This window comes from Rhizobium sp. CF122 (assembly GCF_000282035.1).
Lineage (GTDB): Bacteria > Pseudomonadota > Alphaproteobacteria > Rhizobiales > Rhizobiaceae > Rhizobium.
In genome coordinates this window covers 36,707-54,211 of record NZ_AKKA01000033.1, presented here as the reverse complement: position 1 = coordinate 54,211, position 17,505 = coordinate 36,707, and the positions used below count along the sequence as shown (strand labels likewise).

The 17,505-nt window shown below is 60.6% G+C and carries 16 protein-coding genes; 6 read left to right on the top strand and 10 right to left on the bottom strand.

What is annotated here, in order from left to right; all coding sequences use genetic code 11:
• Positions 1–243 precede the first annotated feature (243 nt).
• From PMI09_RS08830 to PMI09_RS08820, 3 genes are all read left to right on the top strand, one after another.
• Entirely contained in the window at positions 244–1,149 is a 906-nt protein-coding gene (locus tag PMI09_RS08830; protein ID WP_007791402.1) for a universal stress protein, read from the top strand.
• 353 nt (positions 1,150–1,502) lie between these two features.
• Positions 1,503–2,240, top strand: coding sequence for a response regulator (locus PMI09_RS08825; protein WP_007791399.1), 738 nt, complete (start codon positions 1,503–1,505; stop codon positions 2,238–2,240).
• The gene (locus PMI09_RS08820; protein WP_007791396.1) at positions 2,240–3,574 is read left to right on the top strand and encodes a sensor histidine kinase; all 1,335 of its coding nucleotides are present in this window, start codon (positions 2,240–2,242) and stop codon (positions 3,572–3,574) included. The genes PMI09_RS08825 and PMI09_RS08820 overlap by 1 nt, the downstream gene beginning before the upstream one ends.
• A 419-nt stretch (positions 3,575–3,993) precedes the next feature.
• Here PMI09_RS08820 and PMI09_RS08810 read toward each other — a convergent pair whose 3' ends face one another.
• From PMI09_RS08810 to PMI09_RS08785, 6 genes are all read right to left on the bottom strand, one after another.
• A complete protein-coding gene (locus PMI09_RS08810; RefSeq protein WP_007791393.1) occupies positions 3,994–5,046 on the bottom strand; it encodes an alpha/beta fold hydrolase in 1,053 nt (350 codons plus the stop codon).
• Positions 5,047–5,219: 173 nt separating this feature from the next.
• On the bottom strand, positions 5,220–5,852 hold the full coding sequence (gene maiA, locus PMI09_RS08805) for a maleylacetoacetate isomerase (RefSeq protein WP_007791390.1): 633 nt from the start codon (positions 5,850–5,852) through the stop codon (positions 5,220–5,222).
• Between the two features lie 11 nt (positions 5,853–5,863).
• Complete coding sequence (locus PMI09_RS08800) at positions 5,864–6,046, bottom strand: hypothetical protein (protein WP_007791387.1); 183 nt, start codon at positions 6,044–6,046, stop codon at positions 5,864–5,866.
• 232 nt (positions 6,047–6,278) lie between these two features.
• Positions 6,279–7,019, bottom strand: a complete 741-nt coding sequence (gene msrA / locus PMI09_RS08795; protein ID WP_007791385.1) for a peptide-methionine (S)-S-oxide reductase MsrA — start codon at positions 7,017–7,019, stop codon at positions 6,279–6,281.
• A 13-nt stretch (positions 7,020–7,032) separates the two neighbouring features.
• Positions 7,033–8,799, bottom strand: a complete 1,767-nt coding sequence (locus tag PMI09_RS08790) for a cytochrome c biogenesis protein DipZ (protein WP_007791382.1) — start codon at positions 8,797–8,799, stop codon at positions 7,033–7,035.
• A gap of 134 nt (positions 8,800–8,933) precedes the next feature.
• Entirely contained in the window at positions 8,934–9,611 is a 678-nt protein-coding gene (locus tag PMI09_RS08785; protein ID WP_007791377.1) for a type 1 glutamine amidotransferase domain-containing protein, read from the bottom strand.
• Positions 9,612–9,842: 231 nt separating this feature from the next.
• Between PMI09_RS08785 and PMI09_RS08780 the strand changes: the two genes are divergently transcribed.
• The 3 genes from PMI09_RS08780 (at position 9,843) to PMI09_RS08770 (ending at position 12,001) form a co-directional block, all read left to right on the top strand.
• The gene (locus tag PMI09_RS08780) at positions 9,843–10,775 is read left to right on the top strand and encodes a LysR family transcriptional regulator (protein WP_007791375.1); all 933 of its coding nucleotides are present in this window, start codon (positions 9,843–9,845) and stop codon (positions 10,773–10,775) included.
• A gap of 139 nt (positions 10,776–10,914) precedes the next feature.
• A complete protein-coding gene (locus PMI09_RS08775) occupies positions 10,915–11,628 on the top strand; it encodes an SDR family NAD(P)-dependent oxidoreductase (RefSeq protein WP_007791372.1) in 714 nt (237 codons plus the stop codon).
• Positions 11,629–11,761: 133 nt separating this feature from the next.
• Entirely contained in the window at positions 11,762–12,001 is a 240-nt protein-coding gene (locus PMI09_RS08770) for a tautomerase family protein (protein WP_007791371.1), read from the top strand.
• 104 nt (positions 12,002–12,105) lie between these two features.
• Here PMI09_RS08770 and fabI read toward each other — a convergent pair whose 3' ends face one another.
• From fabI to PMI09_RS08750, 4 genes are read right to left on the bottom strand one after another with little or no spacing between them, the layout of a single operon-like run.
• Positions 12,106–12,888: an enoyl-ACP reductase FabI gene (gene fabI / locus PMI09_RS08765; RefSeq protein WP_007791369.1), complete on the bottom strand. Its 783-nt coding sequence runs from the start codon at positions 12,886–12,888 to the stop codon at positions 12,106–12,108.
• A 47-nt stretch (positions 12,889–12,935) separates the two neighbouring features.
• Positions 12,936–14,108: an acetate/propionate family kinase gene (locus PMI09_RS08760; RefSeq protein WP_007791367.1), complete on the bottom strand. Its 1,173-nt coding sequence runs from the start codon at positions 14,106–14,108 to the stop codon at positions 12,936–12,938.
• 4 nt (positions 14,109–14,112) lie between these two features.
• Positions 14,113–15,081 carry a phosphate acetyltransferase gene (locus PMI09_RS08755; protein WP_007791365.1) on the bottom strand — a complete coding sequence of 323 codons (969 nt, stop codon included), beginning with the start codon at positions 15,079–15,081 and terminating at the stop codon, positions 14,113–14,115.
• Positions 15,082–15,139: 58 nt separating this feature from the next.
• The gene (locus tag PMI09_RS08750) at positions 15,140–17,389 is read right to left on the bottom strand and encodes a DUF3141 domain-containing protein (protein WP_007791363.1); all 2,250 of its coding nucleotides are present in this window, start codon (positions 17,387–17,389) and stop codon (positions 15,140–15,142) included.
• Between the last annotated feature and the right edge of the window lie 116 nt (positions 17,390–17,505).

Here is a 17,505-nt window from a genome sequence, read left to right as displayed (position 1 = left end):
GGAACCCAAAAATGCAGCCAACACAAAAGCTTGGCAACCCAAAATTCTAACAGGTCGCGATCAGGGCGCAAGACCGCCAGAAACATCACCATCGATGTCACGCAGCCTATGATGCGACGCTCATCCAGCCGACGAATTCTCAAATAGGTCGGCCTTCGTCTGCCGAGACGATTTCAACAACGACCATATTGGCGTATTATTCCCGGGTAACTTTGCGAGGCCGATCCAAGAAGGAGGGCCAGCTTGACCACGACAACCAGCGATCACCAAAATTGGTCACAAGGCTTCAACGCACCTAGCCCAGGCGCAGCGCCGCGTAACGTTCGTGACCTCACCCAGGATGCCGATATTATCGTGCTGCTGCCCGATCCAGCCTCGGCACAGTCCTGCCTCGATCTGGCCGACGACGCGGCCGATGCCGTGCAGGATAGCATCGCCGCCGTACATATCGGTGCCGACCCACTGGCGATGCTTGTGTCGGCTGAGGAAATCGAATTGCAGATGCTGCGGGACCTCGAGGAAGGATCGACGCACGAGCGGTTCGAGCGCGTCAAGCGGCTCTTCGGCGAATGGAAACTCGGCGCTCCTCACCGGCAAAGCCTAGTGCTCGGCGATTGCCAGGGTGACCTGCGCCGCTGCGTGGGCGACGTCTGTCAGAATGCGTCGCTTGTCATCACGCCCTACAGGGGCAATCTCGATGCACGTGATGTCTTCCACAATGTCCTTTTTCATGAAGGCAAGCTTGTGCTCGTCCCACCGGCCGGTGGCTACCGCGGACGTCTGTTGGACCATGTCCTGATCGGCTGGAAGCCGCATGACCACGCGCGGCGCACAATGGTTGCAGCAAGGCGCTGGCTCCTTGCCGCCAACCGCATCACCGTCCTCTGCGTCGACGACAAGCCGAACAGGCACTACGAGACCACCGCGAGGCAAATCTGCCGCCAGCTGGGACTCGATGCCGAGATCGTCGTGACCTCGTCAACAGGCCGCTCGGTCGGCAACACGATTCTCGACTTTGGAGCATCGGTGAACGCGACCTGCATTCTGATCGGCGCGTTCAAGCACGGCTATCTGCTCGAATTGCTTCTCGGCCGCGTCACCTATCGCCTACTGTCGCATGCCACTGTTCCCCTGCTGATGAGCCATTGATAGAGCGGCGAAGCGCACTATCGACGGAACTCCGATATTGCAGAGAATGCCGTCGACGGCAGCTTTCGGGCCCATTGTCGACATTGAAGTTTGTATTGATCTACCTCGCCATTTGGAAATTGTGCTTTGATAGACGTCGCAATCAAAGAGGGCGATCACCGCCCGAACTCGTGATCGCGGCTTCGGCTGCCGGCCCGCTATGGGTTCGATCGGACAGCCTTTCAAAATGCAGACATTGTATCCGAATGTATCCAACGAACCGCAGGATACGGCAACATGCAAGCCTGGATGCCGCAAACATAGAGCGGATACATCAAGGGCGTCACTAACAGTGCAATAAGGAAGATCGCGCGATGGAGCACATCGACCACATCCTGATCGTCGATGACGATCGCGAAATAAGGGAGCTCGTATCGAGCTACCTGCAGAAGAATGGCCTGCGCGTCACCGCCGTTGCCGACGGGCGGCATATGCGTTCCTTCCTCGAAGCAAATTCAGTCGATCTCATCATCCTGGATGTTATGATGCCCGGCGACGACGGCCTCGTTCTGAGCCGTGAGTTGCGTGCCGGCCGACACAAGGCCATTCCCATCGTCATGCTGACGGCCCGCACCGACGAAATGGATCGCATCATCGGTCTCGAGATGGGTGCGGACGACTACCTCGCCAAGCCATTTTCGGCGCGCGAATTGCTGGCCCGCATCAAGGCTGTCCTTCGGCGCACCCGGATGTTGCCCCCCAATCTGCAGGTGTCAGAAGCCGGCCAGCTGCTGAGCTTCGGCAAGTGGAAGCTCGACACGACGGCACGCCATCTCGTCGATTCTGATGGAACGGTGATCGCACTCAGCGGCGCCGAATATCGCCTGCTGCGCGTCTTCATCGACCATCCCCAGCGCGTGCTCAACCGCGACCAGCTTCTCAACCTGACGCAGGGCCGCGACGCTGAGCTTTTCGACCGTTCGATCGACCTTCTCGTCAGCCGTGTCCGCCAGCGCCTCGGCGACGATGCCCGAGAGCCGACCTACATCAAGACGGTCCGCAGCGAGGGCTATGTCTTTTCCATGCCGATCGAGATCACCGAGGCCCGCTGATGGCGACGCACGCCCTTCTGAATGGATTTCGTCTGTGGCCGCGCACTCTCGGAGCGCGGCTATTTCTTATCCTGCTTGCGGGTCTCGCGATCGCGCATGCCATGTCGTTCACGGTGCTGTTCTTCGAGCGCTATACGGCGGCAAAGTCGGTGATGTTCAACACCCTCGAAAACGATATCTCGACCTCGATCGCCATCCTTGATCGCCTCCGACCGGATGAGCGCGCGGACTGGCTCGATCGCCTTGATCGGGGAAGCTACAGATTTGTTCTTGGGCCGGGCTTGCCGGGACAGCCCGCGTTCGACGTGCGCAGCACCGAAATTGCCGCCAAAATTCGGGCGGCGATCGGGCCGAAATATCCGATCACGGTCGAGACCATCCCCGGTCCGAACTTTCGCCTCCAGGCGCATTTGGCCCTCAGCGATGGCACGCCCTTGACGATCGACGTCAATCCCGCTGGCATCATGCCTCTCGCCGACTGGCTGCCCTATGTGCTCGTCACACAACTCGCGTTGCTGGTGCTCTGCAGCTGGTTTGCCGTGCACCAGGCCATTCGCCCTCTCGTCAATCTCGCAAGAGCCGCGGACACGCTCGATCCGAATGTGAAGGCCCCTCGCCTCAGCGAGACAGGGCCAAGCGAAGTCGCCTATGCCGCAACCGCCTTCAACGCAATGCGCGAGCGCATCGCCCAATATCTCGAGGAGCGCGTACAGATACTCGCGGCCATATCGCACGATCTGCAAACGCCAATCACGCGTATGAAGCTCAGGGCTGAGATGGCCGAGGATTTCGGTGATAGAGACAAGTTGATGCAGGATCTCGCCGAGATCGAACGCCTCGTCAAGGAAGGTGTCGCCTATGCTCGCAGCGCCCATGGCAATGTCGAGAAAGCCTCGCGCATCGACCTGTCTTCCTTCATCGAGAGCCTTGTCTACGATTATCAGGACACCGGCAAGGACGTTGCGATAACGGAGATGCGCGGCGGCGCGATCATGACACGGCCGCACGCCTTGAGGCGCGTTCTGGCCAATCTCATCGACAACGCGCTGAAGTTCGGCGGCAGCGCTGAGATCGAAGTGGAACGTCGGGCCGACGAGGCCATCGTCATCAGGGTGATGGATCATGGGCCCGGCATTCCCGATCACCAGCTGGAAGCCGTCCTCAAGCCATTCTTCCGCCTTGAGCAGTCGCGTAATCGCGACACCGGCGGAACCGGGCTTGGCCTCGCCATTGCTGTACAGCTGGCGACCGCGATCGGTGCATCGCTGACGCTGCGCAATCGGGACGGCGGCGGCCTTGTGGCCGAAATCGCCATCAATCAAACGGCGGCTTGAATTACGCACCGTCGGCACTGTGGAAAAAGCGGCAGCCCTTGACGGCCGCCGCCGCTCAAAAAGGTCATCCGAGTATCAAAGGGAGTCCCGCCAAGAACTGCCGTTTCTGGATGGCGTCCCATGAGATGTACCAGGTGATGGCCAAGCCGACGATATCCGTCCTCATCGCAACGTCCCTGAGGAGACGGATGACGGTCTCCGGCTCCAGGCGACCTCGCGGTACGCCATCAAGAAATCCCGGCGGAACGTCCTCCCTGTTGGCGATTTCGGGGATACATAGGCCCGTCGAGACTACTCCAACAGCGGTTATGGGCCGACAGCTGCGGTTGGTAGGATTTGCCACGAACACCGCAGAATTCAAACCAAAGTGAAATCGGAGGACGTCGCGGTCAACCGCCGCGCTGTCGCCGGGAAAACGACTAGAAGCGATCGACGTCAACCACGGCTTGGGCAAAGGCTTGCGGCGCCTCTTGTGGCAGGTTGTGACCGATACCGCCGGTGATCAGCCGGTGTTCGTACTCTCCCGAGAACTTCTTGGCATACGCCTCCGGCTGCGGATGAGGCGCACCATTGGCATCGCCTTCCAGCGTGATTACAGGCACGCCAATGACCGGGAACTTGGCCAGCCGCGCTTCGAACTCGTCATACTTTCGCTCGCCCTCGGCCGCGCTGATGCGCCAACGGTAGTTGTGGATGGTGATGTCGACGTGATCGGGATTTTGGAGGGCGGCGGCGCTGCGGTTGAACGTCGCGTCGTCGAAATTCCATTTCGGTGACGCAAGCTGCCAGATGAGCTTGGCGAACTCGCTCCGGTATTGCTGATAGCCTTCCCGACCGCGTTCGGTAGCAAAGTAAAACTGATACCACCAGGCAAGCTCGGCCTTCGGCGGCAACGGCGCCTTGTTGGCTTCCTGGCTGCCTATGAGATAACCGCTAACGGAAACCAGCGCCTTGCAACGCTCCGGCCAAAGAGCCGCAATGATGTCGGCCGTCCGGGCTCCCCAATCACAACCAGCGATCAGCGCCTTCTCGATCTTCAGCGCATCCATGAGCGCGACGATATCGGAAGCAATTGCAGACTGCTGACCGTTGCGCATCGTCTTCTCGGAGAGGAATCGCGTCGTGCCGTAGCCACGCAGATAGGGCACAATGACGCGATATCCGGCCGCTGCAAGCAGCGGTGCGACGTCAACATAGGTGTGGATGTCGTAGGGCCAGCCATGCAGGAGAATGACCGGAGGCGCGTCGCTCGCTCCAAGTTCGGCATAACCGACGTTGAGCAGACCTGCATCGATCTGCTTGATTGTGCCGAAGGACGTGTTGGTGCCTGGCGCGATGGTGGGAATGCGGACGGCAGCCGGCGTCGCCGCTTGTGCAACGCTCGTCCCGATGGCGCCCAGTTGCACGGCAGCGACAGTCAGGGCCGCCACGCCCATGAACCGCCGTCGCTGTTGATTGATTTCCTCAGCCATCGATGTTCTCCAGATTGCGTTAAAGACATTCGTAAAAGCCGGTACGCGTGTATATCCAATGTGTGCCCGATGGCGGGAATTGAATGCCGGTGTAGGGATCAGGTCGAGAGATACATTGGTATACATTCGGCCATAACTGAGCGACCTGAGGTGAATGTTCAGCTCACGGACGCTCAGGTTCGGGGGGCCGGGCCATTGTCGGCAAAGGCGGGAATCTCCCGAAGTCTGGCCATAAGCGCTGCGATGCGAGGCCACTGGTCGAGCGAAAGGCCAATCCGTTCGGCATTCACCGCCTGCGGGAAAAGACAAATGTCGGCCAGCGACGGCGCATCGCCGGCGGCATATCGACCTGTCTGACGCCGCGCGAGCAATTCATCGACTGCCGTCAGTCCGACGCGGATCCAGTGGCGACTCCAGTCAGCGATGTCCTCGGTGCTGAGGTCTATGCTCCCTAAGTAGGCAGTCACCCGGGGCGGAAGAAGCGGATGGATATCCGCGGCGACCGCCAAGGCGACTGTCCGCGCAAAGGCGCGATCTTCAAGCTTTCCGGGCAGGAGTGGAGGTTCGCGGTAGCGCTCATCGAGATATTCGATAATGGCGAGAGACTGCGTCAGGAGCACGCCTTCATCCGTCAGCAAAGCTGGGACGAGCCCCTGTGGGTTGACCTGCAGATATTCGGGCTTGCGATTGATGGCATCGGCACCGAGGATACCGATTGTCTCACGCTCGACGTCGCGCCCTTTCAGAGCCAGCGCGATCCTGACACGGGATGCTGCCGACGAAATCTTGTCTTCGAAGAGTTTCATCGTGGATCCCCTCAGTAATTCGCGCGTTGGGGCAGTGCTTTATCGGCCGACGTCGTCACGAAGGCAGCATCGGCTGGAGGCGACAATCGGGAGAAGAGTGCCGCGATCGGGGGTGGTTCACCCGGAGCGGTATCCCAGGCGCAAGGCACGGCGGCCAACGCAAGCATGGCAAAAGTGGTGACTAGAATGCGCATTGCTTTCTCCTCAATTGCTTGGTCCGTTTAAGCCAATCCCGGCAAGCTCTGATTTTTCCGGGGAGCGGATTGAATTCAGCCTGATGGCTGCGCGTATCCCGAATGTGTTCGGGCGCGGTGAGAACTGTATCGCTGTGTAGGCGCGGGCTGGTTCGACCGACCCCCGATCCCGAATTGTATTGACCCTCCATATGCCGCAGGCGACACCCCCACGGCATCGCTGTGGCCAAAGTCAGCCTGCCTGCTCTGCAACCAGAACTGGACGCTCCCGGTACTGCACCGGGAAAAGCCGCTTCAGTGCTTCGATCTTCGGCTGCTCGTAGATGTAGACATAGGGCTGGCTGGGATTGTTGTAGACGTAGTCCTGGTGATAGGCCTCGGCGCGATAGAACGTCTTCCCGATTTCGATTGAAGTCGCAATCGGGCGACCAAACGCGCCTTCCTTGCCTAGTTGCGCAACGTAGTCGGAAGCGACCTTTGCCTGTTCGTCGCTCAGCGGAAAGATCGCCGAGCGGTACTGTTTCCCGACGTCGGGCCCTTGCTGATCCACCTGCGTCGGGTCGTGAACCACGGAGAAGAAGATCTGCAGCAACTGACCGTAGGTGATCTGCTTCGGATTGAAGACGATCTCCACCGCCTCCGCATGATCGGTCTGCCCGGTCTCGGTTATCTCGTAGGTCGCAGTCGCGGCACTCCCGCCGGCATACCCTGCCGTGGCGCTCACAACGCCGGCAACGTGCTGAAACGCCCCTTGCACGCCCCAGAAGCAGCCGCCGGCAAGCACCAGCGATTGCATTCCGGATGTCGCAGCTACGTCATGCAGGGCCGGGGGAACGGGCCTGGCCTCTTCAGGCGCCGATCCGCCAGTCAATTTCAGTGCAAGGCCGCCGCCACCGATCACCGCCAGGGCCACAAGACCGAGGCGCGCGATGCGACCCAGCGGCGACAAACGGGTTTTTTCTCGATTTTTCATGATCCTGTCCCTTTCATCCGAAGGTAAAGACGAATGCTTCGACACCGGGATCGAGGAATCGGATCTCGAATGTCCGTTCCCGCACGTCTTTCGACTGGCGCACCAGTTGGTAGAGGCGCGTTTCTGAAACGGTACCCTTGCCTTCGGCGTCAATATCAGAGCCGTGGTCTACCCCCGGCGCTGCGCCATCCACCGTCACCTGGAAGCGGACTTTCTTGCCGCCCGTTCCAGGCCCAAGGACGAGATGGAGATCCCGTGCACTAAACCGGTAGGTGATGCCTCCACCGACCTGCTCAAGCGAGGCCTGCTCGCCCCCTACGGTCCACTTGCCCGATAGACCCCATTCATTGAGGCTTGGTTTTCCCACCGTGTAATCACGTGCAACGTCTGCTCCGACCCCTTCCGGCGAGATGAAGTTCGCAGCTCGGAGATAACCGATATAGGATTCGCCGGACTGCAGCTGCGCGAGGTCGGGCGCCGCTTCGGCACCTGTGGCGTTCAGCACGACAGTAGCGGTGTCAACCTTTTTGCTGCCTGCGGCGTCCGCCAGCAGATCCTGGATCAGCCGTTCGGATTGTTCGTAGTCTCCCTCGCCGAACTGCGTGTGCCGAATCTGGCCTTTCGCATCGATGAAATAGTGAGCCGGCCAGTAGTTGTTGCCGAATGCCCGCCAGATCTTGAAGTTGTTGTCGATCGCGACGGGATAGCCGATCTGGGACTTGTCGATCGCCTGACGGACATTGTCGATCCGCTTCTCGAAGGCAAATTCGGGGGAATGGACGCCGATCACGACAAGGCCCTGGTCCCGGTACTTCTCCGCCCATGCCCGAAGGTAAGGGATCGTTCGAATGCAGTTGATGCAGGAGTAGGTCCAGAAATCGACCAGAACAACCTTGCCGCGCAATTCTTTAGCCGTGAGTGGCTTCGAATTCAACCATTCCACAGCACCGTCAAGCGACTGGAAGCGGCCCAGCACCGGCAACTCGCTCTGGTATCCCTTGCGCGCATCACTCGCAGCGAGTGCCATCGCATTGGCTGCCGGCTTCCCAGCAGTACCGCCAGCGCCGCGCAGCCTGTCCAGCAGCGACTGCTCGATGCTGGTGCTGCTGGCATAGGAGAGACGCGCCAGCAGTCCGGTATCGAGCCCGAGCGCGATGGCCGTGACGCCGGCCAGTACGGCAACGCCAAGGCCCTGCCGCACACGCTCGCCGACGCCGAGCGATCGCTTCATCGCGGCAAACACCTTCTCCCCGGCAAGAACAGCCATTGCGAGCGAGGTAGCGGCACCTGCGGCGTAAGCCGTCAGCAGGAGCGTGGTCTGCACGTTTGCCCCTTGCAGGGCGGCACCGGTGAGGACCAGTCCGAGGATCGGGCCGGCGCAGGGCGCCCAAAGAAGACCGGTCGCGACGCCGAGAAGGAAGGAGGTGCCGACACTCCCCTTCTTCCCGCTCGCTTGCTGCGACAAGCGGCTGCCCAGCGCCACGGCTGGCCGCGTTACCACCGCCGCGATACGCGGCGAAAGCAGCGTCACGCCGAAGCCGGCAATCAATGCAATGGCAACGTATCGGCCGATTTCGTTCGCATGCACTGCCCAGCTTCCGCCGACCGCGGCAAGCGTTGCCACGCCCGCGAAGGTCACGATCATGCCGATCAGCATCGGCAGGATGCTTCTTGTAAACGGCTGACCTGCTCGTGACAGCACGAATGGCAGGACCGGAAGGATGCAGGGGCTGACGATGGTCAGCACCCCTGCTAGATAGGCGATCAGAAATAGGATCATTGTCATCCCCTGCAGTTAACCAATGCTCGCGCACTGGTCGTTGATGGTGACTGCAGGGGATCAGTCCGAAGTATCCCGGATGTGTCGCGTTCCGCCGGATTTGTATCAGAATGCAACCGACGCCAACCACGGGTTCAAGCGTCCAAGAGCTTCAGCAGTTTCTTGGCAGCCGAGCCTGATGAAGCCGGGTTCTGCCCCGTGATCAGCCGCCCGTCGACAATCGTAAAATCGATCCAATCGCCGGCTTTCTCGTAGTGCCCGCCTAAACGCTTCAACTCATCCTCGACGAGAAAGGGCACGACCTCGGTGAGATGGACAGCCTCTTCCTCGCTGTTCGCAAAGCCGGTGACGCGCTTGCCCTTGACGAGGGGCTGCCCCTGGTAGGTTACCCTTCTTAGGACGCCGGGGGCGTGACACACCAAGGCAATCGGCTTACTCGCATTGTAGAAATTTTCGATCAGGGCAATCGAGTCCTGGTCGTTGACGAGATCCCACATCGGGCCGTGGCCACCGGGATAGAAGACCGTGGCGAAACCATCCGCTTTAACCTCGCTTAGCCGTACGGTGTTTGCAAGCTCCTTTTGAGCTGCCGGATCGCCCTTGAAGCGTGCCATCGCCTCCGTCTGGTTGGCTGGCTCGTCGCTCTTCGGATCGATCGGCGGCTGCCCTCCTTTCGGCGACGCCAAGGTGATCTCGGCACCCGCATCCCTGAACACATAGTAAGGTGCAGCGAACTCCTCGAGCCAGAAGCCCGTCGGCTTGCCGGTATTCCCGAGCTGATCATGCGATGTCAAAACCATCAGGATCTTCATCGTCAGTCTCCCTTTGTTGAACGAACGCAAGACGCGGCTTGGCCGGTTATCCTCGCACCCGCGAGCACTTCGCACCCCAGGCTCTCGTCATCGAACCTTGAACAGCTGCTGGCTTACCCAACAGATAGAGCGGTAGCGCAACCTGTCTTGCTTCACCTCTCCGTATTTACTTCCTGCCGATTTCGGGTGAATACTTGCCGCCGGACAATCACTATTCCGCGAGGCGGCAGAATGGATCGCATCGACGCAATGAAGGTGTTTGTGACGGCGATTGATGAGGGCAGTCTCGCCGGAGCAGCCCGCAATCTCAAACGATCGCCGACGGCGGTCAGTCGCGCCCTGAGCTTCCTGGAGGCACATGTCGGTGTCGAACTGCTGCACCGGACGACCCGGACGCTGAAGCTGAGCGAGGCGGGTCAACGCTATGCGGCTGCCTGTCGGCGCGTGCTGGTGGATCTTGAGGAAGCCGACATGCTGGCGGGCGGCGAGCGGGCGGCCCCGCGCGGAACGCTGACAATTTCGGCGCCGCCGATCCTTGGCGAAGAGGTGCTGCGCCCCATACTGGACGACTTCCTTGACCTTCACCCGACGGTCTCCGTGCGGTTTCTCATGCTGGATCGGTTCGTCAACCTGGTCGATGAAGGCGTCGACCTTGCCGTGCGTATCGGCCACCTGTCGGACTCCTCGCATGTCTCCACCCGTCTCGGTGGCGACGTGCGACGCGTCGTGGTCGCCTCTCCTCGTTATCTTGCTAGCCATCCGCGCATCGACGAGCCCGGAGACCTGTCAAAGCAGCAGATCATCGCGTTCAGTAATTTCGGCCTGGATTCCTGGAGCTTCACGCCGGCGAAGGGCTCCTCCATCCCGCGCACGGTTCACTTCACGCCGCGGTGCATCGTCAACAGCGTTCGCGCCGCCGCCGCATCCGCTGCTGCAGGCGGCGGCCTGACAAGGCTCTACTCCTACCATGTCGCATCTTATGTGCGCGACGAACGGTTGAAGATCGTGCTCGCCGACGCCGAGCACCCGCCGCTGCCGGTGCACCTACTCGCGCCGCAGGGCCGTATGTCGGTGCCGAAGGTCCGCGCCTTCGTGGATTTCGCCACTCCACGCCTGCGCTCCGAATTCGCGCGCATGGCAGCAGCGGCAGGCACTCTCGCCTGATTATGCCGAAATATGGTTTATTGTCGCTCAATCAGCGGCAATTCTCCCAAATGTCGAATGGATCTAAATCAATTGCACCAACGCCGAGGGCGTAGGGCGGCCCCAACGTAGCGGCCGCGACAATTGAAAGGATCACATCATGAGCACGCAACAGAAGGTCGCCATCATCACCGGCGCATCGCAAGGCATCGGCGCAGAATTGGTGCGGGCCTATCGCGACCGGAACTACCACGTCGTCGCCACCTCCCGGTCGATCGAGCCCAGCTCGGACACCGGCATCCTGGCCGTCCCCGGCGATATCAGCAAGCCCGAGACTGCCGAGCGGGTCGTCCGCGAGGCGCTTGAGCGCTTCGGCCGTATCGACACACTGGTGAACAATGCCGGCGTTTTCCTCGCTAAGCCATTCACCGAATTCACTCAACAGGACTACGACCACAACATGAGCGTCAATGTCGCCGGCTTCTTTCACATCACGCAGCGCGCAATCGCCGAAATGCTGAAACAGGGCTCGGGCCACATCGTCACGATTACCACCAGCCTGGTCAATCAGCCGATCGCCGGTGTACCCGCCGCCCTCGCCTCCTTGACCAAGGGCGGCTTGAACGCGGTCACCAAGGAGCTGGCCATCGAGTACGCAAAGACCGGCGTTCGCGTCAACGCAGTCTCGCCAGGCGTGATTAAGACGCCGATGCATCCGCAGGAAACGCATGCAGCGCTTTCGACCCTGCATCCGGTCGGCCGAATGGGTGAAATTCGCGATGTCGTCGATGCCGTCCTTTATCTCGAGGCGGCAAGCTTCGTCACAGGCGAAATCCTCCATGTCGATGGCGGTCAGAACGCTGGCCGCTGGTAGGGCGCGCGATTCCGGTTCGGCTCCCAGCGCCGGGTCGGCAACGGATATGCCCATGTCGAAACATTGGAACCCGAGATCGGCACCTGCTCGCCGCATAGCGACATTTAAATCGAACCCGAGAAAGGAGACTGCAATGCCCATCGTCACCGTACAGGTTACCCGCGAAGGAACCACGCCTGACCGCAATTCGGTCACGGTCGTTGAGAAGGCCGCTATCATCAAGGGCGTCAGCCAGGTGCTGCTCGATGTGCTCAACAAACCGCTTGAATCAACCTATGTCGTCATCGAGGAGGTCGATCTCGACAATTGGGGCTGGGGCGGCCTGCCCACCGTGCAATACCGCAAACAGCGCGCCGCGGCAGCAAAGTCCTGAAGCTGTCAAAGGCCTGCGCCCGGACCCGTTGCTCACATTGCGAGCGACGGGTCCGGGCGTTATGTGCCTCGACAGCACTTCGCAGAGCGCCAGCCCGCGTCGCTTTAATCTATGATGTGATAACCGCCATCGATGTAGATCGTATCACCAGTGATCAATCGCGCCGCATCATGGGCAAGGAAGGCGGTTGCCATGCCGACATCGTCGATCGAGACGAGGCTGCGAGTCGGTGCCGTTTCCTGCGCCTTGTTCAGGAGCTCATCGAATTCCGGGATGCCGGACGCCGCCCGTGTTGCCAGCGGGCCAGGCGAGATGGCATGAACGCGAATGCCCTTTGGTCCAAGTTCGGCGGCGATGTAGCGAACCGCGCTTTCCAGCGCCGCCTTGGCCACCCCCATGACATTGTAATTCTTCACCACCATCTGGCTGCCGTAGTATGTCATGGTGAACAGGGTGCCGCCGCGCTTCATCAGGGGTTCTGCAAGATGCGCCATGCGGATAAACGACCAGCAGGAGATGTCCATCGTCTTCAGGAACCCGTCGCGCGGTACGTCGACCACACGTCCTTGCAGCGTATCCTTCGGCGAGAAGGCGATCGAATGCACGACGAAATCGAGCTCGCCCCATTGCTCGGTGATGTGGTCGAACACGGCCTCCAACTGTCCAGGCACCGCGACGTCGAGCGGCATGACGATCAGTGCTTCCAGTGCCTCAGCTAGCGGCTCAACATAGGGCTTAGCCTTGTCGTTGAGATAGGTGACAGCCAGCTCCGCGCCCAAGGCCCGGAATGCCCTGGCACAGCCCCAGGCGATCGACTGGTCATTGGCGATGCCGACCACCAGCCCGCGCTTTCCTTCGAGAAGCTTGGCCTTTACCTCGGGAATCATATTAGCCCTCTCTTCAGCATCAAAACGCTCTGTATCGCGCGATCTCTCTACGCAGTGATAAGCGCGAACGTATGTCGTGCGATCATCAGTTCCTCGTCGGTCGGCACGACATAGATGGCGACCTTGCTGTCGTCGCTCGAGACGAGCAGGTCGCCGGTGTCGTTTCTCTCGGGGTCAAGCGACGCTCCGAGCCAGCCCAGCTTTTTGGCAATCCGTGCCCGCATGACGACCGAATTTTCGCCTACGCCCGCCGTGAACACGAAGGCGTCCAGTCCACCGAGGGCGGCAGCAAGCGCACCCGCATTCAGGCCGATGCGGTGGACGAAATGATCAAGCGCAAGCGTTGCGCCCGCCTCGCCGCTGGCAAGCAGGTCGCGCACGTCGTTGCTAATGCCGGAAAGCCCCTTCAGGCCGGACTCCTTGTAGAGAAAGTCCTGCAGTTGCGGTGCCGTCATGCCATGCTGCTGGAGGAGGTAGAGAAGCACGCCAGGATCGATCTGTCCGCATCGTGTGCCCATCGGGAGTCCATCAAGAGCGGTAAATCCGAGGGTGCTCTCGATGCTTAACCCTTGATACAGCGCGCACATCGATGCTCCGCTCCCGAGATGCGCCACGATAACCCGTCCCCTGCCGACAGCGGGTGCGATCTCGGCCAGTCTTCCAGCCACATATTCGTAGGACAGCCCGTGAAAGCCGTAGCGCCGGACACCCTCATCAAAATAGCGCGCCGGAATGGCATAGTGGTCCGTCATGGGGTCATGGCCGCGATGAAAGGCCGTGTCGAAGCACGCGACCTGCGCAAGTTGCGGCTGGCGTTCCAGCAGTACACGGATCGGCGCGAGATTGTTGGGCTGATGCAACGGCGCCAGCGGCGTGTACCGTTCCAGTTCACGGAGCAAATCGTCATCGACGCGTGCCGGACGCGAATGGTTCGGTCCGCCATGAACGACGCGATGGCCGACGGCAATCAGCCGGCCCTGCTGCCGCTGCCGCAACCATTCCCCCACCAGGCGTATCGCCGCCGGCAGGTCGGGAACGGCTTCGGGTGGATAGTTTTCGTTCGCCAGCCGCTCTCCGTCACTGCTCTTGATGGAAAGGTGCGGCGTCGTTCCGATCCCCTCCATCTGTCCTTTGACCAGCCGCGCCAGTGAGTTCGCGACCGAAAACACCTCGAACTTCAGGCTGGACGAACCGGCATTCACGACGAGGATGGTGTCCATGGCATCAGCCGCCTTGTATCGGTGCCGTGCGACGGCGCGCATCGGCGAGCAAGACTGCGACAGCGCAGGAGGCAAGGCGCGCCCGCACTGAATCCGCCCGCGATGTCAGAATGATCGGCACGCGCGCACCCAGCACGATGCCTGCTGCGTCCGCTCTTGCCAGAAAGGTCAGGTTCTTCGCCAGCATGTTGCCGGCCTCGAGATTGGGAACGACGAGGATCTGGGCGTGTCCCGCAACCGGCGACTTGATGTCCTTTATCCGGGCCGCTTCCGGATCGATCGCGTTGTCGAATGCAAGCGGCCCGTCGAGAATGCCACCCGTTATCTGCCCGCGCTCGGCCATCTTGCAGAGGGCGGCTGCGTCAATGGTCGAGGGTATCTTCGACGTGACGGTCTCGACAGCCGAAAGGATTGCCACCCGGGGCACGCCAAGGCCGACCTGTGTGAACAAGTCGATCGCGTTCTGGATGATATCCCGCTTGGCATCGAGATCCGGCGCAATGTTGATTGCGGCATCGGTGATAAAAAGCGTTTCCGAATAGTTCGGCACATCCATCACAAAGACATGGCTGATCCGGCGCGCCGTCCGCAGCCCGGTAGCCGATGAGGTGACGGCCCGCATGAGCTCATCCGTGTGCAGGCTCCCCTTCATCAGCAGGTTGGCACCGCCTTCCCGGATGATCTCCACCGACTTCGCCGCTGCTGCATCGCTATGCGGCGTGTCGATCAGTTCGAATGGCGAGATATCAAGGTCGTGAGATTTGGCGACCGCGCGCACCTTCTCTCCCGGCCCGACAAGGATCGGACGCATCAACCCAACCTCGGCCGCCTCGACCGCTCCACGCAGCGATGTCTCATCACAAGGATGGGTGACAACCGTCCGCATCTGCGGCACCTGTTTTGCCTTTGCGATCAGCCGTTCATACTTTTCATGACGCCCGGCTTCTTCCCCGATGTTGTCCAAATCCGGCATCTGCACGTGCTCCGTGTTGAAGGACGAGTACAAGTTTTCGACCGTAGGCAACTCTCGTTCAGTTTGCGCGCCTGACCGCCTTGAGCGGCGTGGGCTTCCTCGGTGGCGATACGGGTCCGGCAAGCGGCTCTGCGGAGAGATCGAAAAGCCCGATAACCCTCTGCCAGCGCCGCTCGGCTTCTTCCGAAAGCGGCCCACGCGCATTCAAGACCTGCTGGAGAGACGACAAGGCTTCGCGGCGAACGTCTTCTTCCGCCGGCAACAGGCGAGGTATCGCATTGACGGCAGCCTCCTCATCGATCACCAGCATGAAAAACTGATCGCGGATCAACGCCTTGAACTCCGCCAGCGTCATTGCCGGCATTGCGTCCTCGGCGTCGCGCATCCGACGGATCGCGGCAAATCCACGCTCGTCGGCTGCGCCGCTCGCCATGGCGACGTAAAGCAGGCTACGCGCCAGGCCTTCGCGAAGCCCACCATTGCCGATTTGCGCCTTGAGTTCCTCGACCTTCGTCTTAAGGACCTGACGATGAAGTCCGGTTTTGCTCGCGCGCCGGTGCGGCTTTGCGTCGGACGGATCGATACCAACGGCCGCCTGCAAAAGCGGAGAGCCATAGACAGAGAGGAACGTCGCCTCGCCTAGGGCCTCCATTCCTTCGCGCCATGCATCCAGCCCCGCAACAATCTGCCGGGAGAATGCCTGTTCCAACGCCAGGAAGGGATTGTCCGCAGCAACGGGGCGCCGCTCGTCCTCAACATCGACGGCAAGGTCCGCAATCGGTGCCATCAGGGGATTAATGTCAGAAAACAGCTCGTACTGCAGCCGGAGCGGATGCGCTTCGCGCAACTGACTGGCCGCCCATTCGGGCACCATCGCGCGGACAACAGGCTGGAGGAACCTGCGATAAAGCGAGAGGTTGATATCCGACACCTTGGCGACAGTTGCAAAGCGGCGGTCGTCCTCGGCACTATTGCAGCCGAATACTTTGATGTCATCGAGCGTCCTTGCCTCGCAGCGCATAATCCAATCGCCCTCGACGAGATCCCCGCCGATGGTCTCATCGGTCCTTGCCTCGAAGATTGCCTGATAGAGGCCTGGCGGCAACGCATCGATCAGGTCGATGTTGCTGGAGAGTTCTCCATGCTCCTTGCGGGCAACGCTGGCGGACACGAAGATCCCGAGATGGCCGACGGTTTCGTGAACGGTGTAGACGATCGTCTGCCCGTGCGACTGTATCTCGTTCACGTCATCATAGAGGTCCAGGATCCACCCGAGCGCCTGTGCGGGGGGTGTGATGTTGTCTCCCTTGGAGCAGAAGACCACGATCGGCGCACGAATATTGCGAAGATCGATTGCCTCGCCATTGGATGCCTCGATGCGGCCCGCAGCGAGATTGTTGCCAACGAAGAGCTCGTCGACGATGAACTGGATCTCTTCGGCGTTCAGGCTGACGTGCCCGCCCCACCACTCCTCGAAGCCGAGATAGCGCGGCGCCTCAGTATCGATCTTCGAGTAGAGATTATACTGCTTGGTCCAGAGCGTGTTGGCGGGGTTCTGGTTCTCGAAATTCTGAACCAGCCAGGCGCCGTCGAACTGTCCGTGGCCAAGGTCGCTCGTCAACGCGGTGAGCCAGGTGCCGCCCAGCAACCCGCCCGTATAGCGCATCGGATACTTGCCGCGCTCACCAGCCCAATAGGAAAGCGGCGCACCGGCAATGATAATCGATCCGATGAGTTCCGGGCGCATGGCGGCGAGCATCATGACGGCCCAGCCCGCCTGGCAATTTCCGATCACACAGGGCTTGGCGTCCGCCTGCGGCTGCAACGAAATGACTTTCTCCAGAAAGACCGCTTCCGCCAGAGCAATGTCTTCGATCGTCTGTCCCGGCACCGGCTGCGGAAGGAAACCGATGAAATAGCATGGGTGCCCGGCTCTCAGCGCGACGCCGATTTCACTGTCCGCCTTGAACCCGCCGATGCCCGGTCCGTGCCCGGCTCTCGGATCGACGACAACGAAAGGTCGGCGTGTCTGGTCAACCTCTATTCCATCAGGCGGGACGATCCGGACCAGCGCGTAGTTGACGGGCCGCTCGAACGTACGCCCGTCGAGCACGATTTCGGGTGTGAAGCTTAGGACATGCGGCGCCGTCGCTTCGGCATGAGCCCTATACTGGTTGCCGCGTTTGCGCATGACATCCCAGAACAACACGCTGCGCTGGGCGGCATCCAAGGCATAGTCGAAAGCAAGACCGGCTGGGCCAAACTGAGCGGCAAAACTGGTCGTCGGAAGATAGGAAGAGTACCGCATGCCAAAGCTCCCTCATCCACCCTCTCTGCGAGGGATCAAAATCCTATGCCCTGGATAGTATTCTCGGTCTGCGTCCGCTCTGTGAATGGACAGCTCGCGCCGTCAGACACATGTTT